Origin of the sequence: Thalassospira lucentensis, from assembly GCF_050516545.1 — a bacterium.
In the GTDB taxonomy this organism is placed as follows: Bacteria; Pseudomonadota; Alphaproteobacteria; order Rhodospirillales; family Thalassospiraceae; genus Thalassospira; species Thalassospira lucentensis_C.
In genome coordinates this window covers 4,219,226-4,242,846 of sequence record NZ_CP191544.1, presented here as the reverse complement: position 1 = coordinate 4,242,846, position 23,621 = coordinate 4,219,226, and the positions used below count along the sequence as shown (strand labels likewise).

25 protein-coding genes are annotated in these 23,621 nt (G+C 52.7%); 4 read left to right on the top strand and 21 right to left on the bottom strand.

From position 1 onward, the window contains the following. Positions 1-50: 50 nt before the first annotated feature. The 16 genes from ACQ0MK_RS19515 to ACQ0MK_RS19440 form a co-directional block, all read right to left on the bottom strand. On the bottom strand, positions 51-599 hold the full coding sequence (locus ACQ0MK_RS19515) for a biotin transporter BioY (protein WP_430474029.1): 549 nt from the start codon (positions 597-599) through the stop codon (positions 51-53). Between the two features lie 193 nt (positions 600-792). Beyond that, positions 793-1,152: an ArsR/SmtB family transcription factor gene (locus tag ACQ0MK_RS19510; protein WP_430474028.1), complete on the bottom strand. Its 360-nt coding sequence runs from the start codon at positions 1,150-1,152 to the stop codon at positions 793-795. Further along, complete coding sequence (locus ACQ0MK_RS19505) at positions 1,139-1,585, bottom strand: SRPBCC family protein (RefSeq protein WP_430474027.1); 447 nt, start codon at positions 1,583-1,585, stop codon at positions 1,139-1,141. The genes ACQ0MK_RS19510 and ACQ0MK_RS19505 overlap by 14 nt, the downstream gene beginning before the upstream one ends. 164 nt (positions 1,586-1,749) lie before the next feature. After that, entirely contained in the window at positions 1,750-2,370 is a 621-nt protein-coding gene (gene ureG / locus ACQ0MK_RS19500) for an urease accessory protein UreG (RefSeq protein WP_430474026.1), read from the bottom strand. Then, entirely contained in the window at positions 2,367-3,083 is a 717-nt protein-coding gene (locus tag ACQ0MK_RS19495; RefSeq protein WP_430474025.1) for an urease accessory protein UreF, read from the bottom strand. The genes ureG and ACQ0MK_RS19495 overlap by 4 nt, the downstream gene beginning before the upstream one ends. Beyond that, complete coding sequence (locus ACQ0MK_RS19490) at positions 3,073-3,609, bottom strand: urease accessory protein UreE (protein ID WP_430474024.1); 537 nt, start codon at positions 3,607-3,609, stop codon at positions 3,073-3,075. The genes ACQ0MK_RS19495 and ACQ0MK_RS19490 overlap by 11 nt, the downstream gene beginning before the upstream one ends. Positions 3,610-3,627: 18 nt before the next feature. Beyond that, on the bottom strand, positions 3,628-5,340 hold the full coding sequence (ureC, locus tag ACQ0MK_RS19485; protein ID WP_430474023.1) for an urease subunit alpha: 1,713 nt from the start codon (positions 5,338-5,340) through the stop codon (positions 3,628-3,630). 16 nt (positions 5,341-5,356) lie between these two features. Beyond that, entirely contained in the window at positions 5,357-5,662 is a 306-nt protein-coding gene (locus ACQ0MK_RS19480) for an urease subunit beta (protein WP_350042800.1), read from the bottom strand. A gap of 12 nt (positions 5,663-5,674) precedes the next feature. After that, entirely contained in the window at positions 5,675-5,977 is a 303-nt protein-coding gene (locus tag ACQ0MK_RS19475; RefSeq protein ID WP_430474022.1) for an urease subunit gamma, read from the bottom strand. 27 nt (positions 5,978-6,004) lie between these two features. After that, on the bottom strand, positions 6,005-7,009 hold the full coding sequence (locus ACQ0MK_RS19470; RefSeq protein ID WP_430474021.1) for an urease accessory protein UreD: 1,005 nt from the start codon (positions 7,007-7,009) through the stop codon (positions 6,005-6,007). 75 nt (positions 7,010-7,084) lie between these two features. Continuing rightward, positions 7,085-7,780 (bottom strand): urea ABC transporter ATP-binding subunit UrtE, encoded by a 696-nt coding sequence (gene urtE, locus ACQ0MK_RS19465; protein WP_430474020.1) that lies wholly within the window; start codon positions 7,778-7,780, stop codon positions 7,085-7,087. Between the two features lie 14 nt (positions 7,781-7,794). Next, positions 7,795-8,595 (bottom strand): urea ABC transporter ATP-binding protein UrtD, encoded by an 801-nt coding sequence (urtD, locus tag ACQ0MK_RS19460; protein ID WP_430474019.1) that lies wholly within the window; start codon positions 8,593-8,595, stop codon positions 7,795-7,797. Then, complete coding sequence (gene urtC / locus ACQ0MK_RS19455; protein WP_430474018.1) at positions 8,592-9,779, bottom strand: urea ABC transporter permease subunit UrtC; 1,188 nt, start codon at positions 9,777-9,779, stop codon at positions 8,592-8,594. Before urtC ends, urtD begins: the two co-directional genes overlap by 4 nt. 3 nt (positions 9,780-9,782) lie before the next feature. Next, complete coding sequence (gene urtB, locus ACQ0MK_RS19450; protein ID WP_430474017.1) at positions 9,783-11,486, bottom strand: urea ABC transporter permease subunit UrtB; 1,704 nt, start codon at positions 11,484-11,486, stop codon at positions 9,783-9,785. A 126-nt stretch (positions 11,487-11,612) separates the two neighbouring features. Next, on the bottom strand, positions 11,613-12,887 hold the full coding sequence (urtA, locus tag ACQ0MK_RS19445) for an urea ABC transporter substrate-binding protein (RefSeq protein ID WP_430474016.1): 1,275 nt from the start codon (positions 12,885-12,887) through the stop codon (positions 11,613-11,615). A 354-nt stretch (positions 12,888-13,241) separates the two neighbouring features. Then, complete coding sequence (locus ACQ0MK_RS19440; RefSeq protein WP_430476052.1) at positions 13,242-14,147, bottom strand: LysR family transcriptional regulator; 906 nt, start codon at positions 14,145-14,147, stop codon at positions 13,242-13,244. Positions 14,148-14,293: 146 nt separating this feature from the next. On the opposite strand from ACQ0MK_RS19440, the gene ACQ0MK_RS19435 reads away from it, so the two are divergent. Continuing rightward, positions 14,294-15,277, top strand: a complete 984-nt coding sequence (locus ACQ0MK_RS19435; protein ID WP_430474015.1) for an MBL fold metallo-hydrolase — start codon at positions 14,294-14,296, stop codon at positions 15,275-15,277. Positions 15,278-15,385: 108 nt separating this feature from the next. Here ACQ0MK_RS19435 and ACQ0MK_RS19430 read toward each other — a convergent pair whose 3' ends face one another. Next, positions 15,386-16,582: a urate hydroxylase PuuD gene (locus ACQ0MK_RS19430; RefSeq protein WP_430474014.1), complete on the bottom strand. Its 1,197-nt coding sequence runs from the start codon at positions 16,580-16,582 to the stop codon at positions 15,386-15,388. Between the two features lie 281 nt (positions 16,583-16,863). On the opposite strand from ACQ0MK_RS19430, the gene ACQ0MK_RS19425 reads away from it, so the two are divergent. Both ACQ0MK_RS19425 and ACQ0MK_RS19420 read left to right on the top strand, forming a co-directional pair. Beyond that, positions 16,864-17,778, top strand: coding sequence for a LysR family transcriptional regulator (locus tag ACQ0MK_RS19425; RefSeq protein WP_430474013.1), 915 nt, complete (start codon positions 16,864-16,866; stop codon positions 17,776-17,778). 35 nt (positions 17,779-17,813) lie between these two features. Next, positions 17,814-18,776, top strand: coding sequence for a DUF2971 domain-containing protein (locus tag ACQ0MK_RS19420; RefSeq protein ID WP_430474012.1), 963 nt, complete (start codon positions 17,814-17,816; stop codon positions 18,774-18,776). A 13-nt stretch (positions 18,777-18,789) separates the two neighbouring features. Here the strand turns inward: ACQ0MK_RS19420 and ACQ0MK_RS19415 are convergent, their stop codons facing one another. The 3 genes from ACQ0MK_RS19415 to ACQ0MK_RS19405 all read right to left on the bottom strand — a co-directional run bounded on the left by ACQ0MK_RS19415 (position 18,790) and on the right by ACQ0MK_RS19405 (position 21,645). After that, positions 18,790-19,827 (bottom strand): histone deacetylase family protein, encoded by a 1,038-nt coding sequence (locus ACQ0MK_RS19415; protein WP_430474011.1) that lies wholly within the window; start codon positions 19,825-19,827, stop codon positions 18,790-18,792. 77 nt (positions 19,828-19,904) lie between these two features. Next, a complete protein-coding gene (locus ACQ0MK_RS19410; protein ID WP_430474010.1) occupies positions 19,905-21,074 on the bottom strand; it encodes a methyl-accepting chemotaxis protein in 1,170 nt (389 codons plus the stop codon). 37 nt (positions 21,075-21,111) lie between these two features. Beyond that, positions 21,112-21,645 carry a PAS domain-containing protein gene (locus tag ACQ0MK_RS19405; protein WP_430474009.1) on the bottom strand — a complete coding sequence of 178 codons (534 nt, stop codon included), beginning with the start codon at positions 21,643-21,645 and terminating at the stop codon, positions 21,112-21,114. Between the two features lie 332 nt (positions 21,646-21,977). On the opposite strand from ACQ0MK_RS19405, the gene ACQ0MK_RS19400 reads away from it, so the two are divergent. Beyond that, entirely contained in the window at positions 21,978-22,340 is a 363-nt protein-coding gene (locus ACQ0MK_RS19400) for a hypothetical protein (protein WP_430474008.1), read from the top strand. Between the two features lie 75 nt (positions 22,341-22,415). Here the strand turns inward: ACQ0MK_RS19400 and ACQ0MK_RS19395 are convergent, their stop codons facing one another. After that, positions 22,416-23,483, bottom strand: a complete 1,068-nt coding sequence (locus ACQ0MK_RS19395; RefSeq protein WP_430476051.1) for a BMP family ABC transporter substrate-binding protein — start codon at positions 23,481-23,483, stop codon at positions 22,416-22,418. Positions 23,484-23,621: the final 138 nt, after the last annotated feature.

Genomic DNA, 23,621 nt, shown 5'->3' with positions numbered 1-23,621 from the left:
GGCACCAAGCATCATCGCGCATGGCGTACATGCCTGGCACCCATAAGACGTTAGCCCGCCTTGGAAATCAAGGGGTAGGAACGGCGCACCGCAAGGCATGCCGCAGTTGCAATCGCAACCTTGATCGCATCACCAATCAAAAATGGCGCAGCACCAACGGTTGCCTGCCAATAGCTAATATCGACCGCAACCGCGACCCATGCATTGCCAATGGCATACAGCACAACAATCCCACCAAAAGCGATGGAAAGCGCTGCATTCACAACATTCAGTTTGTTCCAGAATTTTTCGATCAAAAGCCCGACGACAAATGCCGCAATAGCCCATCCAAAAATGAAGCCGCCGGTCACACCGATCATCACGCCAAGACCACCACGTCCACCGGAAAGCAACGGCAAGCCAACCGCGACCAACACAAGGAACAAGACAATCGACAAGCCACCACGACGGGCACCAAGAATGGCGCCAGCCAACATCGGACCAAGCGATTGTGCCGTTACCGGAACGCCGGTAATTGGAAGGGTGATTGGCGGAAACAGCCCAAGAACTGCAGTCAGTGCTGCGAACAGGGCGATATAAACAATATCTTTGGTCTTCATGTAACGGTTCCTATTCCCGTTAAGACCGCCTTACATCAACCCCTTGCGCAAGACGATCTTGGTTTAACCGGTCCGCCCGACCGGCTCAACGCGATATGGGATAACCGCAAATCTCATCAAGGCCAAGCAAAATGACGTCGCATTCTGGCAACTGGTCTTGCGCCGCACCTAATATTCGATGAATTTCAAAATGTTAGCTGTCATCATCTTCGACAAAGGTTTTAAGCCGCATAAGGGCAGATTCCCAACGCCCCGCCACCTGATCAAGATAGGCCCGCGCCTGTGCCAGTTGATCCGGGCAAAAGGCATATTGGCTTTCACGGCCCACCCGATGATTCTGCACCAACCCAGCAGATTCCAATACCCGAAGATGCTTGGTCACGGCCTGCCGGGTCATATCGGCATCATCGGATAAGGTCGAGATGGAACGCGGCTTGCCATCGGCCAACCGATCAAAGATCGCCAACCGTGTAGGATCGCCCAATGCGGCAAACATGACGGAAAAATCCCTGTCATGCTTGCCCTTACCCAGATTATTTTCAGTTTTCGACATATTTTTTGATGTTTTCCAACTGGAATCCCCAGCCATTCGTATTGGCCTGCAAAGCATCGGCAACCCGGTGTGGTGGTAGATTATCAAATCCGGTTTCGCGCACCCGAACCGATGTTTGGCCCTCAGTTTCTTCGAGCCAGAACTCGACAAGTGTTTCGGGCTCATCGGTGTAATCGACATTTGGATCAACCGCATAGGGATGCCATGTATAGGCGAAATAGGCCGGTTCCTCCATCGCCTTGATCGTGGAATTCCACGGCACATGGGTAAAACCCTCAATCGTCATCTGCCCGGTTGAAAGTTCGCCCACCGCAAACGGGGCTTCAATATCAATCCCGAACCATGCACCAAACTGACGATGATCTGTCAAAGCCTGCCAGACACGTGCCCGCGATGCTTCAATCTCGATCGACTTTTCAATTACATTTGACATAACGCAACCTCCTGATTGCCTTTAACGTGCCAGAAGGCCTTTCATTACGCAACCAAAAAGTTGCATTAATTATTTCCCCCGCAAAACACGAACGCCCGACCATTGCTGGCCGGGCGATGTGTGCTCCCGTCATCCTTTTCAATGCAGGTCCTTATATCCCCATATCAGGACGCTGCGGATTGGCGGAGCCCCCCTGTCTCGATGATGAAATTCTTAACGTCTTCAAGGCCATCCATCGCCTTAAGATTGGTGAACAGGAACGGACGGGTGCCGCGCATTTTCTTGGCATCGCGGTCCATCACGCCCAGATCCGCGCCGACAAGTGGTGCAAGATCGGTCTTATTGATCACCAGCAAATCAGACCGGGTAATGCCCGGACCACCTTTGCGCGGGATTTTATCGCCGGCTGAAACGTCGATGACGTAAATGGTAATGTCGGCAAGTTCTGGCGAAAAGGTCGCAGACAGATTATCGCCACCCGATTCAATAAAGATCGCCTCAAGCCCGGCGTGCTTGGCAGCCATATCTTCGACCGCGGCAAGATTGATCGAAGCATCTTCGCGAATGGCAGTATGTGGACAGCCACCGGTTTCAACACCGGTAATGCGATCAGCATCCAACGCCCCCGAACGGGTCATGAATTCAGCATCTTCTCGGGTGTAAATGTCGTTGGTGATGGCAGCGATATTGAACTCGTCACGCATGGCCTTGCAAAGGCGTTCCAACAGGGCGGTTTTACCAGACCCGACCGGGCCACCAATGCCGATACGAAGGGGAGAACTCATGATCTAAATAGCCTCGTATATTGGGTTTCGTGTTTCATAGATGTCCAATCGACCATCGGGGCCGCCGCCCCAAGGTCGCAAAGATCGGTCGCCATGGCATGATCAACCGCGATGGAAACCGCTTTATCAAGGGATGAAAGTGACCGCACACCATCTGTTTGACCAAGCGGGACCAAACGCACTGCACTGGACACAAGATTTGCCGCCATAGCATGCAAATAAGCGGTCAGCGCATCGCGCAACGGTACTTTGGCCTCGGCCGCGGCAATGCCAACCGCGACCGGATAAGATGGCAGACGATCATCAAGTCGCATTCTGTGCGCCCAGCGCGTGACAACGCCATCGCCCCAGACCTTTTCCGTCGTCGATACAAATGCACGCCCCTGTGCGGTTGCCTCAAGCGCCATTTCAGATGTGCCACGCCAACAATCGGCTTCAACCCCGATGTCAAAAAGCGCGTCTTCACCCCCCAAAAGGGCTGCACGCCAAGCTGCACAAAACAGCACCGCATCAATGCGCCCTGCGCCAAATTCCAAAACGCCTTCTACCCAGTTGATCAGGGTTTCAGCCGATGTCACCCGACCATCTTCGACCGCATATTCCACACCATGGGAATAGGAATAGGCCCCGACGGGGAATGACGGGCTCAGCCAGGTCATCAACCGCATCAGGCCAGCGGGGTTAAGGGTCAAATCATCGGCGTTAATGGTCATGGGGTTTTCCTGCCGCATGAGCATGTGCGTGCGCATGGTCATCACGGTCAAAATGATCATTGCCATGACTGTGACCATGGGCACCGCCAAGGCCGTGATAGGCGCCATTTAGCGGGTCAAACGGTGCGATTTCGTTTTCAACCACACCGCCAAGGCCCAAAATCATGTCACGCATCACGTGATCATCAATGATCCGCAAACGCCCATCATCAAGAACCTGAACCGGGGTATGTCGGTTACCGATATGCCATGCCAGTTTGGCAGTCGCAATCGGCCCGGCAGCCGTGATGGTCAAAACCGGCTCATCCGCCGCCCGCACAACAATCACCCCACCGTCAGCCAACCTCAACCGATCCCCATCGGCCAGCCGCACCGCATGCGGCAGATCGAGCAAGAAGGCATCCCCCGCATCATCATGCAGGCGAATGCGCCGACGATGGCGATCAGAAAACACCAAGGTCACCGTGCCGCGCACTTCCGACGTATCGGCACGATCAACCGGGATATGTTCAATGGCATGACGCATGATGGTGTCCAAATCCGATCAGAACAGGAAATAACGCTGCGCCATCGGCACAGTATCGACCGGCTGACAGGTCAAAAGTTCGCCGTCCGCCGTGACCTGATAGGTTTCCGGGTCGACTTCCATTTTCGGCAGGGCATCATTAAGTTTCATGTCCTTTTTGCCGATGTTGCGCGTGTTTGAAACGGCAAGGAGTTCCTTGGCCAAACCAAATTCTGCGGCAATCCCGGCATCAATGCCCGCTTGGGACACGAACGAGAAACTGGTTTTCGCAAGCGCCCCGCCGTAGGCGCCAAACATTGGGCGATAATGAACCGGCTGCGGGGTTGGGATCGATGCATTCGGGTCCCCCATGGCCGCCGCCACAATCATGCCCGCCTTGATCACCATGTCGGGCTTGGTGCCAAAGAACATCGGCTTCCACACGACAAGATCGGCGATTTTGCCAACCTCGATCGATCCAACATGCGATCCAATGCCTTGGGCAATCGCCGGATTGATGGTGTATTTCGCGATGTAGCGTTTGGCACGGAAGTTATCGTTGCCCGCACCGGCATCTTCGGGCAACGCACCGCGCTGCTTTTTCATCTTGTCTGCTGTCTGCCAGGTCCGGGTGATGACTTCACCAACGCGGCCCATGGCCTGACTATCTGATGAAATGATCGAAAACGCGCCAAGGTCATGCAGGATGTCTTCGGCTGCAATCGTTTCACGGCGAATGCGGCTTTCGGCAAAGGCGACGTCTTCGGGGATTTTCGGATCAAGGTGATGGCAGACCATCAACATATCGAGATGTTCGTCAATCGTATTGACGGTAAAAGGCCGGGTCGGATTGGTCGAACTTGGAATAACGTTGGCTTCACCGCACAGCTTGATGATGTCTGGCGCATGGCCACCACCGGCCCCTTCGGTGTGGAAGGTATGAATGGTCCGGCCTTTGAACGATGCGCGGGTATGCTCGACAAACCCACTTTCATTCAATGTGTCAGTATGGATCATCACCTGCACGTCAAGGTCATCTGCAACTGACAAACAGGTATCAATCGCTGCGGGCGTTGTGCCCCAATCTTCGTGCAGTTTCAGACCACAGGCACCGGCTTTGACCTGTTCTTCAAGCGACCCCGGCAGGGTCGCATTGCCCTTGCCAAAGAAACCAATATTCATCGGAATGCCATCTGCTGCCTGAAGCATCCGGGCAATATGCCACGGACCGGGCGTACAGGTGGTGGCGTTCGTACCCGCCGCCGGGCCAGTTCCGCCGCCGAGCATACTGGTCACACCAGAATAAAGCGCATCTTCAACCTGTTGTGGGCAAATCCAGTGAATATGGGCGTCAATCCCGCCTGCGGTAATGATGTTGCCTTCACCGGCAATTACCTCGGTCCCAGGACCAATAATAATATCAACACCGGGCTGAATATCGGGGTTGCCTGCCTTGCCCACTGCGGCAATGCGGCCATCCTTGATGCCAATATCGGCTTTGACGATGCCGGTATAATCTAGGATCAGCGCATTGGTAATCACGGTATCAACCGACCCTTCGGCACGGGTTGCCTGTGACTGGCCCATGCCATCACGGATGACTTTGCCACCGCCAAATTTGACTTCTTCGCCCAATGTCGTGAAGTCTTTTTCAACCTCAATGATCAGGTCGGTATCGGCAAGCCGCACCTTGTCACCCACGGTCGGGCCAAACATGGCAGCATATGACGGACGATCAATTTCATAAGCCATTTATCGTATCCCCCGCTTAAAGCTTGCCGTTGATTTTGGCGTTAAACCCGTAAACCGTGCCGGTCCCTGCATATTTGACCAGATTGACCTCGCGCGACTGGCCCGGCTCAAACCGGACGGCCGTTCCTGCGGGAATATCAAGGCGAAAGCCCTTTGCGGCTTCGCGGTCAAAATCAAGCCCCGGATTGGTTTCATAGAAATGATAATGCGATCCAACCTGCACCGGACGATCGCCGGTATTGGCAACTTTAATCACTTTGGTTTCACGCCCCTCATTGAGGATGAGGCTGCCTTCTTTGGTAATGATTTCACCTGGAATCATAAACGGGCCCTCTCAACGAATTGGTTCGTGAACGGTCACAAGCTTGGTCCCGTCGGGGAACGTTGCTTCGACCTGAATGTCGTGGATCATTTCGGCAATGCCATCCATCACCTGATCGCGCGAAATAACGGTTGCCCCGTCGCGCATCAGATCGGCAACCGATTTGCCATCACGTGCACCTTCAACGACGTAATCGGTGATGATTGCGATTGCTTCGGGATGGTTCAGCTTTACACCGCGTGCAAGGCGATTGCGTGCCACCATTGCAGCAACCGAAACCAGCAGCTTGTCCTTTTCGCGTGGCGTCAGATTCATGCCTGCCTACTCCTTGGATCCACCGTATTAAATCTCCCACAAACGCGGCAAGCGTTCGGGAAGCCCCCTTGTTTTATGGCGAAACTGCTTCCACCATGCGCCGTAAACCCGGCGCAAATTCATCGGATCACGCGCCATAAAACGCGCAATCACAATTCCCTTCATTGCGGTCGCTGCGCACAAAACGTCATTTTCAGCCAGCCCGTCACACGCACTTTCAAGACATTCACGCGCATCCGAAAGACGATCTTCCGCCCCGTGACCAACCAATATGGTCGTGGCATTGGCACGCGCGCCATCAAAGGCCGCACCATGATCAAGCATGCGCAAAACATCGCCTTCTAAATGCAACGCATCGCGCCAGATCGGTCGACCATCAATCGACACATCCCATGCATCGCGCGCCAATCCGGTTTTAAACACTTCCCCGCGCGCCAGACGGCCAAACACCATCATTTCCCCGGCAAGAACCATGCCCGAACCGGTTGCAGCCACGGTTGTCTTCCGGCGCAGACGGGCCTGATCAAACAGGATGGTTTCATGGGGCAACCATTCAAGCCACCCACCGTCTTCAACGCGAAGATCAACCGACATTTCACAATCGGGACCAACAGACCGGTAAATCTTTTCAGCCGCTTGGGCTGTAAAAAGGGCAGACGTTCCCGCCTCGACCTTGCCAGCAAAGGCAAGCTTATCCCCACCGACCATGCCGCCCGATGTTGTCACCAGAACAGCCGTCGTCAAATCCCCCGCCATTGGGCGCGGGAACAGGATTTTCATCGGATCACGGTAATAAAGATGATCAAGGGCCGCATGCCCGCCCTGATGGGTCGGCCCCGTGCCGGTGCGATAGGTCACCTCTGCGCGACCATTGGTCACAATGCGCGCTGGCGTTCCGGTCGTTGCTGTATCTGCTGTGCTCAGCGCAGATACCGGGGTTTCGAGTTTGCGAAGTTGCACTAAGCCACCTGATTGATGCGGTTCAATTCCAAGGGGCTTAACAGCAAGATGCGGGCCAACCGCCAAATCCATGCTGACACACGGATTCCGGTCGCAAATAGTCTGATCATTTGGCTTAAATTTGCGCAAATTTTCGGCAAATGCTGATCAAACAGTCAGATATGCCCGCACTTTTTCCCGATCCAAAGAATCCTTTGTTCCCGACAGAACAACTTCCCCGCGTTCGAGAACAACAATCTCGTCAGCCAGTTCATGGGCAAATTCAAAATATTGCTCGACCAACAAAATCGCCATGTCGCCACGATCGGCAAGCTGTTTGATCACGCGCTGAATGTCTTTGATGATTGACGGCTGGATACCTTCGGTCGGCTCGTCAAGCACCAGCAAACGCGGGCGGGTCACAAGTGCGCGGCCAATCGCAAGCTGCTGTTGCTGCCCACCAGAAAGATCACCACCGCGCCGCCCAAGCATGTCACGCAGCACCGGAAACAGATCGAAAATCTCGTCCGGGATATGGCGCAAGGGCCGGGGCAAGGCGGCAAAACCGGTTTCAAGATTTTCCTTCACAGTCAAAAGCGGGAAAATCTCACGCCCCTGTGGGACAATGGCAATACCATTGGCGGAACGCCGCCATGACGGATCGCGCGAGATATCCTTGCCTTCCCATGTGATGTTGCCATCGGCAATCGGGTGCTGACCAACGACGGCACGCATAAGCGACGTTTTACCCACACCGTTACGGCCCAGAACCGCTGTCACCTTACCCGTTTCGGCATTCAATGACACTTTGCGCAGGGCATGGGACGCACCGTAAAACAGATCAATATTGCTGACATCGAGCATGTTACAACGCCTCCCTATCGGCCCAGATAAACTTCAATGACCCGCGGGTCTTTCTGCACATGGTCAAGCCGCCCTTCGGCAAGAACCGACCCTTCGTGCAGGACAGTCACCTTGCAATCAAGGTCACGCACAAACTCCATGTCATGTTCGACCACCACGACCGAATATTCCTTGGCAATGTTGCGCAAAAGCTTGGCGGTTTCTTCGGTTTCAGAATCGGTCATGCCGGCAACAGGCTCATCGACCAAAAGAAGTTCCGGTTCCTGCATCAACAACATACCGATTTCCAACCACTGCTTTTGCCCATGCGAAAGATTGGCCGCCGTCTCATCGCGCTTATCTTCGAGCATGATGGTAATCAGGGTCTTTTCGATCTTGGTCTTCTCAACATCCGACAAGCGATGGAACAATGCCTGAAACACCCCGCGCCCGCCCGAGCAGGCAAGAAGCAGATTGTCAAAAACCGTGTGGCTTTCAAACACGGTCGGCTTCTGGAACTTGCGGCCGATGCCCAAATTGGCAATCTCGGCCTCGTCCATTTTGGTAAGGTCGATCTCGCTTTTGAACAGAACGTCACCGGTATCAGGTCGCGTTTTGCCGGTGATGATATCCATCATCGTGGTCTTACCCGCCCCGTTCGGGCCAATAATGGCGCGAAGTTCGCCCGGCTCGATATAAAATGACAGATTGTTAAGCGCGCGGAACCCATCAAAGGTGACCGAAACCCCATCGACATATAAAATGGTTTCAGCCCGTGCCGATTTAACCTGTGGCACATCCGAGGCATTCACTTCAACGGCTACTGCGTCGTTCATGCCTTGCCTCCTTCATTGGTTCTGCGATCCGCGATGCGTTTGCGTAATCCCGAAAGAACCGATTTCCGATCAGGCGATCCAAATGCGGGCACCGCCCCAATCACACCTTTTGGCAAGAACAGGGTAACGGCGATAAACAGCCCACCAAGGAAGAACAACCAAAAGTCTGGCATCACACCGGTAAAGAAGGTCTTGGCATAGTTGACAATAAAGGCGCCCAGAACCGCACCATACAGCGTGCCACGCCCGCCAACCGCAACCCAAATAACAATTTCAATCGAAAGGGCCGGGGCAAATTCGCCCGGATTAATGATCCCGACCTGCGGCACATATAGCGCACCTGCAATGCCCGCCATGACCGCCGATACGGTAAAGACAAACAGCTTGTAATATTCAACCCGGTATCCGGTAAAACGCACGCGGGCTTCTGCATCGCGAATGGCGATCAGAACCTTGCCCAACCGGGATTGGGTAATGCCGCGCGCAACGATGTAACAAATGCCAAGAAACACACAGGATGCAACAAACAGTCCCGAACGGGTGCCATCTGATTGCAAAGAATATCCCAGCAAATCCTTGAAATCCGTCAGGCCGTTATTGCCACCAAACCCCATATCATTGCGGAAGAACGCCAACAGCAATGCATAGGTCATGGCTTGGGTAATGATCGAAAGATACACCCCCGTAACACGCGACCTGAATGCAAGGAACCCAAAGACAAATGCCAGCAATCCCGGCACGAACATTGCCATGACAATGGCGAACCAGAACATATCGAACCCATACCAGTACCACGGCAATTCGGTCCAATTCAGGAACACCATAAAATCGGGGAGTTCCGGGTTACCATAAACCCCGCGATCGCCGATCTGACGCATCAGATACATGCCCATCGCATAGCCGCCCAGCGCAAAAAACGCCCCATGGCCAAGCGATAGAATGCCGCAGAACCCCCAGATCAAATCAACACTAAGTGCAAGAAGCGCATAGCACAGATATTTACCTAAAAGACTGAGCATCCAGGTCGGCACATGAAACGCCGATGTTTCAGGCACCAGAAGGTTGCCAACCGGCACAAGAATGGCCGCCGCAATCAGAATGGCAAGCAAGATCATCCCGCCACGATCCTGAAGAAGCCAACCAACGACCGGTGTCATTTGATATTTTTGACGATAATCAGTCATGGATTACGCCTCCACCGCGCGGCCCTTAAGGGCAAATAGCCCCTTGGGTCGTTTCTGGATAAACAAGATCAGCGCAATCAGAACAAAGATTTTTGCAAGTACTGCACCAGCAACCGGTTCAAGGAATTTGTTCACAATGCCAAGGCTGAACGCACCCAGCACCGTCCCCCAAAGATTGCCAACCCCGCCAAACACAACCACCATGAAACTATCAATGATGTAGGTCTGACCAAGGTTCGGGCTGACGTTTGAAATCTGACTAAGGGCAACACCGGCAATCCCCGCGATCCCCGATCCCAACCCAAATGTCAGGGCATCAACATAACCGGTCCGAATACCAACCGACCCGGCCATGCGGCGATTTTGCGTGACCGCACGCATCTGCAAACCAAAGGCAGTATAGCGTAGGACCGCTGCAATACCTGCTACCACAATCACACTAAACAAGATGATCCAAAGCCGGTTATAGGTCAGGACAAGACCTGTCGAAAATTCAACAGCACCGCTCATGAAATCAGGTGCGGTAACCTGTTGGTTGGTCGCCCCGAAAATCGATCGGATGGCTTGTTGCAGAACAAGGCTAACGCCCCAAGTCGCCAGCAATGTCTCAAGCGGGCGCCCATACAAAAAGCGAATCACGCACCGCTCAATCACAACCCCGACCATCCCGGCAACAAGGAAAGCGACGGGAACTGAAATAATCAATGACCATGCCGAACCGGATGGCAAAAATGGTGCCAAGGCCTGTTGCACCATAAAGGTGGTATAGGCCCCGATCATGATCATTTCGCCGTGCGCCATATTGATGACCCCCATCACACCAAAGGTGATGGCAAGACCAACAGCAGCCAACAAAAGGACCGACCCCAGACTGATCCCACGATAAACATCGCCAACCGTCTGCCATGTCGAAAGACGCCCTTCAACGGACGCCAAGGCATCCTTGGCCGCAGAAACCACTTCTGGTTCAAACCCTTCGGCCTCGGCACTGGCAACAAATTGCGACAGGACCGCGCGAATTTGCGGCGTGGTTTCACTGGCCAGAACTTCAATCGCGCTTAAGCGTTCTTCGGTGGTTTCACCTGCCGCCAGCGCCATTGTCGCCTGTGCCAATTCCATCCGTGCCAAAAGCGTTTCATCTTCTTCGCGGTCAATCGCGCGCAACAGCAATGGCAACATTGCCGGATCACGGGCATCCATGACCTGTTCGACCGCAGCAGTACGAACCGTTAAATCCGGGCTAAACAGATTAAGCGTCGCCAGCGCATCGCGCAGCGCCCCGCGCAAACGGTTATTGATCTTGATTTTGGAAAGTTCCTTGGACGAACTTTCACCGGCTACTTCGCCACTTACGATGTCGATATGGGTGAAAACTTTGCCCTTTTTCGTGGCAATGACGACATGCTCGTCACTGTCGCGAACATAAAGATCGCCATCGAGCATCGCCTTTAAGATCGGCGCGACACGCGGGTCACCATCGGCGGCCATTTTTTCAATGACGGCGACCTTCTTGGTCGCGCTGCCGTCATTCAGCTGTTCGGCAATATTGCGCAGTTCTTCGTCGCTAAAGGCCTGTGCGACATTGGGTGAAACCACCGCAAACACCATAAGGCAGGCCACCACCACGCCAAAACGCGCGACGTAGCGGACTGCCATTTTCATGGAAAACGGAGAACGGCGCAGCACTGAAAAAATATCATTGCGCATGATCACCAAACCTTTGAATTCGATATGGAAAATGGAAAAAAGAAAGGTCGGATATCCGGGCGAGAGCCAGGATCCTTAAAGTGAACGGGCCGGTCGCGTTTCCACGACCGGCCCGCCCGAAACCAATTAGTACATCGGTTTTTCACAGTTGCCGCAGACCCACGGATAGGTCCAGTCGGCGGTCAGCTTTGCGCTTTCCGGAAGGAAGTCAGACCAGGCATCGCCAACAACCGTACCTTCGGTTTCCCAAACGATGTCAAACTGACCATCGTCCTGTACTTCGCCGATCAGAACCGGCTTGGACAGGTGGTGGTTGGTGTTCATGACAGCCGTACCACCCGTAAGGTTTGCAACTTCCTGGCCATACATGGCCTGGCGAACCGCATCAACATCGGTGGTCCCAGCCTGCTCAACAGCCTGTTTCCACATGTTAAAGCCGATATAGGTTGCTTCCATCGGGTCGTTGGTTACGCGTGCTTCATCACCAATAAAGCCATGCCATTTTTCAATGAAGGCTGCGTTGGCGTCAGCTTCGACCGACTGGAAATAGTTCCAGGCAGCAAGGTGACCAACAAGCGGGGTGGTATCGATACCAGCCAGCTCTTCTTCACCAACAGAGAATGCAACAACCGGAATGTCTTCGGCTTTGATGCCCTGGTTGGCGAGTTCTTTGTAGAACGGAACGTTCGCGTCACCGTTAATCGTCGAAACCACTGCGGTTTTCTTACCGGCTGATGCGAATGCTTTTACGTCAGCAACGATCGACTGCCAGTCAGAATGACCAAACGGGGTGTAGTTCTCCATGATGTCTTCATCGGAGATACCTTTGCCGTTCAGATAAGAACGCAGGATTTTGTTGGTGGTACGCGGATAAACATAGTCGGTACCAAGCAGAACGATACGTTCAGCAGAACCACCATCTTCGCTCATCAGGTAATCAACAGCCGGAATGGCCTGCTGATTCGGAGCAGCACCGGTATAGAATACGTTGCGCGAGCTTTCTTCGCCTTCGTACTGAACCGGATAGAACAGCATGCTGTTAAGTTCTTCGAAAACCGGCAGAACCGACTTACGCGAAACCGAGGTCCAGCACCCAAAGACAACATCAACCTGATCTTTTTCGATCAGCTCACGGGCCTTCTCGGCGAAAAGCGGCCAATCGGATGCCGGGTCAACGACCACAGCCTCGACCTGCTTCCCAAGCAGACCACCACTTTTATTCAGATCGTCGACCAGCATCAGGACGGTGTCCTTGAGCGTGGTTTCCGAAATCGCCATCGTCCCTGAGAGAGAATGCAGCACACCAACTTTAATGGTATCTGCTGCCTGTGCGGCTGACATGGTCATTACAGACAATGCCAAGGCCCCAGCGCCTACGAGCGCTTGAAGCTTCTTATTCATTTATAGCCTCCACTGCGAGTTTATTGCACCGCAGTGATACTTGCTAAAACCGTGCCAGATTCCGAACGCCGTAGAATAAAATCAAGAATCGAGGGATTCCCACGCAATATGCGACTATTTCACATGCCTTTTTAGGAGAATATTTGCGCGACCTGCGTTTTTCATGAGCATTTTTCAATCATAGATTAAATAATGACCATTTTTTAATCACATTGACGCCATAGTTTTCAGCTCTTATTTCAAGGGTGGAAGTTTCGCCTTCATTGCGGTTATTGCACCACAACCTGCCTCCCTGATGGCAGCTTCCCGCCCCGTCGGTTCGCCCGGCGGGGCGTTTTCATACCCCCGCGAACGTTATTCCGCTGCCTGCACGTGTTCCGCCGGTGCGATGGATGCAATCACGGATCGGATCTGATCGCGCAACCATACCAGACCCACATCCTTATCGGTCCAGACCGCCCAGTTCATCGTCACCGGTGGAAAGGCAACATCAATCGGCATCGGACGAATGGCCAGACCAAATAACGGGGCATATTGGGTGGCGATACGACAGGGAACCGTTGCAATCACCGGTGTATTACGTGCTGCAGCCAAAAGCGGCATGAAATCGGGCGCTGCCATGACAACATTCAAATCAATCCCCAACCCTTGCAATGCATCGCCGACACATCCCGCGACATTGCCTGTTTGCGACAACACGGCGTGACGGGATGCCAGATAATCCTCCCGCGACAAGGGGGTTCTCAGATCAAGAAGATCGGGGTTAAAGCAGCACGCCACTTCGGAGTTAAAAAGAACTTCTCCGAGATAACCTGCTTGCACCGGGCTTTTACATCCGATTGCCAAATCAATTTCGCCATTATTGATCATAAGATCAACGCTGTCGGCGGTGATCGTGCGGCTTAAAAGTTTGGTCTTGGGTGAATGTATCTGCAAATGACGCAGCAATGCCGGAAGCAGGATCATTTCCATTTCACCGGTCACACCAAGACGAAAAACACGTTCCGCCGTTGCCGGATCGAAACTGTCCGTTGCCTGAATCGCGTTTTGTGCTTGCGATAATGCCGTGCGCACCGGCCCGGCCAAGGCGCGCGCCTTGGCGGTTGGTTGCATTTTTTGTCCGACCCGCACGAACAATTCATCATCCAAAAGCATGCGCAAGGTCGATAAATTGTGGCTCATCGCGGACTGACCAATACGCAGTTTTTCCGCAGATTTGGTAACACTCATCTCTTGCATCATTGCGTCAAACGCAACCATAAGGTTGAGATCGAAAGACCGTAAATTGAAATGATCAATGTTATCCATGATTCGCATCGATTTGATTACTGACTGGTCGCACTATACATTTTCCCCATCAGCTTACAACCCGCCGGTTCACCCGGACGATTTTGAGGGAAAAGAAAATGTTATCACGTCGCGATATGTTGAAAGGCACGATTGCCGCCGGTGCCATCGGCGCAATTGGCAGCACGGTGTTTGTTCCCCTTACCGCCAAGGCCAAGGCGCCACTGGCTGGCACACAGGCCCCGGGCTATTACCGCCTTATGGTCGGGGATGTTGAAGTCACCGCCCTTTCCGATGGTACGGGTCTGTTCCCGATTGCCGATCTTTACATCAATACAACACCTGAACAGGCCCGCCTTGCGCTTGCCAATGCGTTTCAGGGTACCCCGACGCATTTGTCGGTTAACGCCTATTTGCTGAATTTCGGGGATCGTCTGGTTCTGCTCGATGCCGGGACCAGCGATCTGATGGGACCATCACTTGGGAAACTGCCCGCTAATATCATCGCATCGGGCTATCATCCCGATCAAATCGATGATGTGGTCATCACCCATATTCATCCCGATCACACTGGCGGCCTGACACTGGGCGGCAAAAAGGTCTTTGCCAATGCCAAGGTCCATGTGCCCGAAGCGGATGCACAATTCTGGTTAAGTTCCGAAAACAAGGCCGCAGCGCCCGAAGATGCAAAGGCATTCTTTGATCAGGCGGTTGCCGCACTGACCCCTTATATCGATAGCGGCACTTTGGAAAAATATGCCCCCGATGCTGCTGCCATTCCGGGCAAGGTCAACACCACCTTCCGTCCCGGCCATACACCGGGCCACAGCGCGCTCTGGATTGAAAGCAAGGGCGAGAAATTTGTCTATTGGGGCGACATCACCCATGGCGACGTCGTGCAGTTTGACGAACCCGGTGTTGCCATTGCCTTTGACAATGACAGCACACAGGCCATCGCATCCCGCGAAGCCGCCTTTGCCGAAGCCGTATCGGAAAAATATCTGGTGGCAGGCTGCCACATCGCATTCCCCGGCATCGGTCATGTCCGCGAAGACGCCACCATGTATGACTGGGTGCCGATGAACTATAACGCTGGCCTATAGGGTTAAACCACCTCCCCCTCCCCTTTGGTTTAAACCAACAGGTCAACGCAAAAGGGCGGCCGCATCACGCGACCGCCCTTCATTCTACTGAACCGATTGACCGCAAAGTTACTCGGGCATGCCTGCCCGGATCCATTGGCCAAGCTGGGCGCGTTCTTCGTCGGTCATTTCTGTCATATTGCCAAGTGGCATGGCACGGCCGATCACGGCCTGCGCCAAAACACGCTGCGCATTGGCTTCAATCTGGGCAATGTCGTCAAACATCACCCCTGCCGGGGCTTCATCAAACCCTTCGTCGCGCGGATTGGCGGAATGACAGCTCGCACAGCGGGTCTGGACAATCGCCAAGGCATGATCGGCGGTGATGATGTCTTCATCTGCCAGTTTAATCCTATTGGGATCATAGGACGCAAACATCGCCAGAACAGCCATGCCAACACCGGCGGCCGGAAGCTGCCAGGCAATCGCCTTGCCGGATCCACCGGCATTGTGCGTGTTGAAGAAATGCCGAACCAAACCGCCAATGATCAGAATAAGCCCGACAATCAGCCATGACTGATCATGGGAAAACAGCATCGAATAATGGTTGCTGATCATCATCAGCAGCACGGGCAGTGTCAGGTAATTGTTATGGGTCGAACGCTGCTTGGCCTGAAGCCCCAAAGCAGGATCTGGTTTCTCACCGGCCATCAGACTGGCGACGACCTTTTTCTGATTGGGGATAATGATGCGAAACACATTGGCCGCCATGATCGTACCGATCATCGCCCCGACATGGATAAACGCCCCCCGCCCGCTAAAGACATGGGTAAACAGATACGCACCGGCCATGACCAGGATGAACAAGGCAATGGCAAGTTTCGCCGTACTTTCACCAATCGGACTTTTGCAGATCACGTCATAAATGACCCAACCGGCAAACAGGCTGCCAAGACCAATCAGGATCGCATCCATCTTGGTCAGGGCAAGAACACTTGGATCAATCAGATAGCTTTCCGCACTCCAGTAATACATCGTCACCATAAGCGCGAAGCCGGTAATCCATGTGAAATAGGCCTCGTATTTGAACCAATGGAGTTCTGATGGCATCGAGGTCGGCGCAACCATCCATTTATTGACGTGATAGAACCCGCCGCCATGGACCATCCATGCTTCGCCATACACACCATCATCCATGCCCGGACGCTTGCGCAAAGAAAGATCAAGCCAGACAAAATAGAATGACGACCCGATCCAGGCGATGCCTGTAATCACATGCGCCCAGCGCAGGATCAGGTTGATCCAGTCCTGAAACAGAATATCCACGGTGTTTGAAACCTCCGTCTCGCCCCGAACAGATCACTGTCGTCGGGCTGCCCCTCTTGTGAAAATGGCCCAAGCAGTGCGGTTCTTGCTCAGACTCATTCCAATCAATCTCTTACCCTGTCCTAGCATAGCCATCCGGCCGCCTCTATTATTAAGGGTCCGAGCATAATCGAAATGACTTTCAAACTATTCTTTAAAATGGCACAGTATGCGCCGTTAAATTGAATATATAACAATCATAAACGCCAAAATACCAAGCGATATCAGGAGCATCCCGCACCATGTCCGACTTTGAGGACATCCAGATTTTTGTCCGCGTTGCCGAACTTGGCAACCTTTCTGCTGCCGGGCGCGAATTGCGCCATTCGGCCGCCGTCGTGTCAAACCGGATTGCGCGGCTTGAAGAACGCCTTGGTGTGCGCTTGCTCAACCGCACGACCCGTCGGGTTAATCTAACCACGGAAGGGGACGTTTACTACCGGCATTGCCTGCGCATTTTATCGGAAATGCAAGAAGCCGAAAACGCCATCGCCAATCAGAAAAACACCACCCGCGGCCCGGTAACGCTGACCTGCCCGATTGCGTTTGGCAACAAATATATCGCCCCGATCATTCCGAAGTTTGTCGAACAAAATCCCGATGTGCAAATTCGCCTGCATCTGTCCGACCGTTTGCTTGATCTGTTGCAAGACAAAGTCGATCTTGCCATCCGCATTGCCGAGCTTAAAGAAAGCTCGTTGATTGTTCGCAAACTGGCCTCGAACAAACGCATGCTGGTCGCAAGCCCGGCCTATCTTGCAAAGCACGGCACGCCAAATGTGCCCGGCGATCTTTTGCACCATAATTGCCTGCTGTTGCGCTTTCCCGGATCACGGCAATATCAATGGACGCTGACCGGCCCTGATGATGAAGGCCCGGCAACCCTTGCCGTTTCTGGATCAATGGATTCTGACAATGGCGAAGTGCTGACCCGCTGGTGCCTTGATGGCCATGGCATTGCGCTTAAATCAAACTGGGAAGTCGGCGAATATATCCGCGATGGCAGACTTCAAGTCGTTCTGCCCAACCATCAACCGCCATCGCACGCGGTCTATACGCTTTATCCCGAAAACCGGTATTTACCGACCCGTGTGCGCGCCTTTGTTGATTTTCTGGTTGGCGAATTTGGCGGCACCCCGCCTTGGGAACGCAGCTAGAGGATCATTCTAAGCCAACAGTGGGCATCTTTCTCATGAAACAACTATTCAAGTATATGAGCGAGCCTAGGGATTTCTTTGAAAACGGCTATATCCGTTTGACACAAATCGCAGCCCTCAATGATCCATTTGAAGCAACGTTTAGTCGCACTGATCTAGAATTGCTAGCATTGGAGTGTGATGAAAAAGTTGCGTGCAATCGTCAGACATTCCCAGACTTCATCGAGACCAACCTAAGCAAATTAGGCGCAATCAGCTTGTCTGAAAATAAAGAGAATTTGCTGATGTGGGCACACTATGCGGACGAGCATAAGGGCATACTTGCTGGAATAAGCTACCACGCAGAGGGCGAAGGCCTAAAATTATTCGAGCACCTTCTGCCCGTCAGTCATTTGTTTAGTGATAGCCTTAATACCGATTACTCGCCCTTTGATGGTAAGCCAAAACCAGTTTCTTACAGAAAATCACCAAGATATAGGAACGACAAATTTGATCATGACTATTCGAATGTCTGCGTGGAGTCCGGAGACCGGTTCCTTTACGAAGTCTGCATGCAAAAAAGTGATGAATGGATTTACGAACAAGAATACAGGATAGTCCTAAGATTAGAGCAATCGGACCGAGTTATCGCTCCGAAAGGAATTCTGGATCCCCTCCTAAATCCAAGTAGAACACATCACATTCACCATTTGCTTAGATCGTATACAGTTCCATCGGAAGCAGAACCACACTGTTACATAACAGATTTATCAAGCATTGATGATGAAGTTGAACGAATAGCTTGCGCAAAAACTCTAACCAACCTGAGCAAGAGCAGAGACGTCATTTACCTGATGAAACTGGACTCAAGTGCGATCAACAATTGCATCTTCGGTTTAAACTCAGAAATTTCGAAGCAAAACCTTCACGTTAATCATGCAACTAAGACAGGCTATCTAGATTATTGGAAAGCAAGAAAGTGCGAGAACCACTACGGATTAGAATTCGACGAAATCTAGCCTCAGGCTTTGGTTAGCGTTTAGCCTCATTAAGGTAACCGCTGAGAACCGCCGCCACGTTATGGCCGATCACGTCATGGGCATATCCGCCTTCCATGACAAACACGGTCTTAAGGGCCAGCCGGCCAATCATTTGACCGATGCGTTTGAAATCGTCGGTCTGAAGTTTGAAATCACAGATCGGTTCGGCTTCATGCGCATCAACGCCAAGCGCAATCACCAATGCATCAGGCTGCCAGGTCACCAGTTTTTGCATCGCCTTGGCATAGGCCAAACCCCATGCACCAAAATCACTGCCCCCCGGAAGCGGAAGATTAAGGTTCGCACCCTGCCCGTCATTGCGGCCGGTTTCGTTGGCATAGCCCATGAAGAACGGGAATTGCTGGGTCGGGTCGGCATGGATCGAAATCGTCAAAACATCGCCACGCTCATAGAAAATATCCTGCGTGCCATTGCCGTGATGATAATCGATGTCCAGAATCGCGACCTTTTTCGCCCCCTTGGCAATCATTTGCTGGGCGGCAATGGCGGAATTATTCAGGAAACAATAGCCGCCATAACGATTGGCATGGGCGTGATGCCCCGGCGGGCGGGTCAGGGCAAAGGATGCCTCGCCGTCATTCCATGTCGCATCGGCAGCCGAACTCACAGTCTGCGCCCCCCAATAGGCCGCTTTCCACGTACCTTTCGTGATCGGGGTGTCTGATGAAATGGCAAACTGACCTAAACGTGCGCTGATATGTTTTGGAGAACCGCCGGAAAAACCGGCTGTTGGCCAAACATAGGGGAATGCATCGCCGGTGTTTCCGACCTTGGTCCACTCATCCCATGCGTTTTCGATAAAATCGAGATAGTCGGGATCATGAATGGCGCGGATCGGGTCCATGCCGTGATCGGCCGGATCAACCAATTGCGCCTTAACCGCATGGGCCACCGCATCACGGATGATCGGAATGCGCCGGGCATTTTCAAAACAGGGCACCATGCGCCCGTGATGCATTTCGCCAGCGCCATCATGGGCATCGTGACGGGCATTAAAGAAGACGCGCATAGCATCGTTTCCCTGTTTTAGATAAAGGACAGGGCATTACAATAACGCCCTGTCTCTTGATTGTCCGAAGAAAACGGCTATTTCTTGGCGGTATAAAGCAGTTTTTCGATGGTATCGAGGAACCCGCCAAGATGTTTGCGCAGATTTTCCGACTGATCTGCCAGACGCCCGGCCATATCGCGCGTGGTATCGGCGGCATCCCCGGTACGGCTGGCCATATCGGAAACCACGGTAATGTTGTCGGTTACATTCTGTGCGCCGTTTGAGGCCTGTTCGACATTGCGCGTGATGTTCGATGACAGGTTGGCTTGCGTTTCGACATTGCCCGAAATGGTGTTGGATCGTGCGGCAAGATCATCAATCACCCCGGCAATCTCACGGATCGCACCAACCGATTGTTCAATCGCAGTCTGAATATCCTGAACTTTTTCTTCGATGCTTTCAGTTGCCTTACTGGTCTGGTTGGCAAGGCCTTTGACCTCATTGGCGACAACCGCAAACCCTTTGCCTGCTTCGCCGGCACGTGCGGCCTCGATCGTCGCATTCAGGGCCAGAAGGTTGGTCTGGGCGGCGATATCACGAATAAAGCTGACGACTTCGACGATTTCACCGGCAGCCGCTTCAAGTTCGCCAATGCGGCCATCGGTTTCCTGTGCCAGACCATTGGCGCGATTGGCAATTTCAACCGACTCATGTGCTTGATCGGCCACGTCGCGGATCGACTGGCTCAGCTCTTCTGAGGCTGTCGATACCTCGGTCACGTTGCTTGCGGTCTGGCGTGCGGCGGCCGCAACATTGGTTGACCGTGAACTGGTTTCATGGGCAATCGTGTTGGCTTCACCAGATGCCTCGGCCAAGGCCGACGCGGCACTGGCGATATGGTCTACCGCCTCGAAGGATCCACTTTTGAATTCGCCAAGAATGTCAGAGAACCCTGAAAGTTTCTGTTCAATCGATGCGGTCGCGGCATTGATACGCTTGGCCGAAGACAGATATTCGCCAACCAGTCCGGTTTCAACGATCCGGCGATAATACCGGTTTTCCGAAACAGCGCCCATTGATGCGGCACTTTCGCGCAAAAACGCATCATTTCGGTCAATCAGACGGTTGATCGCAACAAACAGATCACGCATGGCGGGATGACTGTCGACATTGGTAATACGCGCCTCGTAGTTACCGTCGGCTGCGGCCTCAACCACGTCGAGTGCCTTTTTGATTCCTGACTTGGAACCACCAAATAGTGACATTTAGAACCTCGAACCTTCGAATTAGGAGCTACAACCCCTAAAGACTTTGAATGAATTTGTCGTATGCCACCCCGGCATCGGCAAGCTTTTGGGCAAGGGCGCTGGATGCCGCATTCATCCCGTCCTTGCGGTTATTCGTGCCTTCCTCGATCTTGCGCAGCTCCGCATAGAGAGGAAGGATCTTCTCGCGCAGGATTTTGGGGTCCGCAACACGGCGGTTGGAATGATATCCAATGACCTGATGATTAGCATCAAAGGTCGGCGTTACGTGGGCATAAACCCAATAATGGTCGCCTTTTTTACCCATATTCAGGACATAGGCAAAAATCTCGTTTCCAGCCGAAATCTCATCCCAGAGAAGTTTGAAAATGCAGCGCGGCATATCGGGATGGCGGATCATGGAGTGCGGCTGTCCCAGCACTTCTTTTTCCGTAAAATCAGACAGACGCAAGAATAGGTCATTGGCATAGGTAATCCGGCCCTTAAGGTCGGTCTTGCTGACAATCAGTTCTTCCGGCTTAAATTTACGTTCCTTGCCGGATGGCTGAACGTTCAAACGTTTCTCGCTCACCTTGATACCCCGTTTATTCCGGACTCGTCTTACAATTCTGACGTGCTGGTACGTTTAATCTTTGGATTATCATGTAGCAAGAAACCTACGAAGAAAAAATGTAAATTTTTATGCACTTGCCACCAATTAACCATTTGAAACTTCAAACGATTCTAAATTTTCCCCGCATTCTGACGATACTATTTCTATTATCGCTCTACATCACACCCGGCATCCCGCCAACTATACCTGACACATATCAAGGCATATCGGCTTTCAGGTCGACAAGATTAACCAATCGCTGGAATATTTGATTTATTATCGCGCAACTAAGCACATGCAGGGGAAGCGAAATGTCGCAAGATCTTCGGAATTTTCCATTTCGCGTGGTCATCCACGAAAAGCATTCCGCTCAAGCCGTACTAGATTGGCTCGATCAGAATGTCCGAAGTGATATGTGGACAATGGGTATTCGCAATATCGAACTGCCACGCTCAGGCCAGTCCGCACCGTTTGTCGACATGGTGATCTATTTCGCCAAACGCGATGACATGGACCTGTTTCGCGAACGCTGGGCCGGAAAAGCCCGCGAACATAAGGTCAAGCTTCATGGCTGGCGGGCCGCCCTTTATGCGCTCAGGCATCCAAAGATCGAAATGGTTGCTTATGAAAAGTCGCCAGACGGACCACCCAAAACCACAAAAGCAAAGTCCTGATCAAAGAAAAGCCCCGCGCAACCTAATGCACGGGGCTTCGTCATTTAGCCGATCCGGATGGATCGAAAATCTGACTTATTTTGGCAGTTCTGCGTCGATGCCCTGGATGTACCAGTTCATACCCAGCAGCATACCGTCTTCAGCAATTTCGCCTTCTTTGATGCGCAGCTCGCCTGCCTGATCATAGATCGGGCCGGTGAACGGGTGGAATTCACCCGAAGCAATTTTGGCAGCAGTTTCTTCTGCCAATGCTTTTACGTCGTCAGGCATGTTGGTGTAAGGCGCCATTTCAACCATGCCGCTATCAATGCCACCCCAGGTGTCGGTCGACTCCCAGGTGCCATCAATGACGGCTTTGGCACGTGCGACATAGTATTTGTCCCAGTTATCAACAATCGCCGTCAGCTGTGCTTTCGGTGCGAATTTGATCATGTCAGAAGCCTGACCGAAACCAAGAACGCCACGGTTTTCAGCAACCTGAAGCGGAGCCGGGCTATCGGTGTGCTGAACCATGATGTCGGCACCCTGATCGATCAGGGCCTTGGCAGCATCGCCTTCTTTGCCCGGATCATACCAGGTGTTCGCCCAGACGATTTTAACTTTAACGTCCGGATTAACCGACCATGCACCCATCATGAAAGCATTGATGCCACGCACCACTTCCGGGATCGGGAAGGAACCAACATAACCAACAACGTTCGACTTGGTCATTTTACCGGCAATCACGCCAGCAACATAACGGCCTTGATAGAAACGTGCTGCATAGGTTGAAACGTTGTCGGCACGGGTGAAACCGGTCGCATGTTCAAACTTCACATCCGGGAACTGTTTGGCAACCTTGTTTGTCGGGTTCATATACCCAAACGAGGTCGTAAAGATCAGGTTGTGGCCGGTCTGGGCCAGCTGACGGATCACACGTTCAGCATCGGCACCTTCAGGCACACTTTCGACAAAGCTGGTCGAAACCGCATCGCCGAGTTCTGCTTCGATTGCCTGACGGCCAATGTCATGGCGATAGGACCAGCCATGATCGCCAATCGGGCCAACATAGACAAAACCGACTTTTGCGTCTTCGGCCTGGGCAGCACCCATTCCGGTTGCAAGCGCACCAACGGCTGCGACAGCAGCAATTGTACGCTTCATGAAACTTGTATTCATTCGTTAGGTCTCCCTGTTAATCAGCAGATCTGGATTTAAACTCAATCCACTACGCAATCAATGACGTGTTCACACCTGAACCAAGACTCAGTCAAACCGATCACAGTTGCGATCAATCGGCTT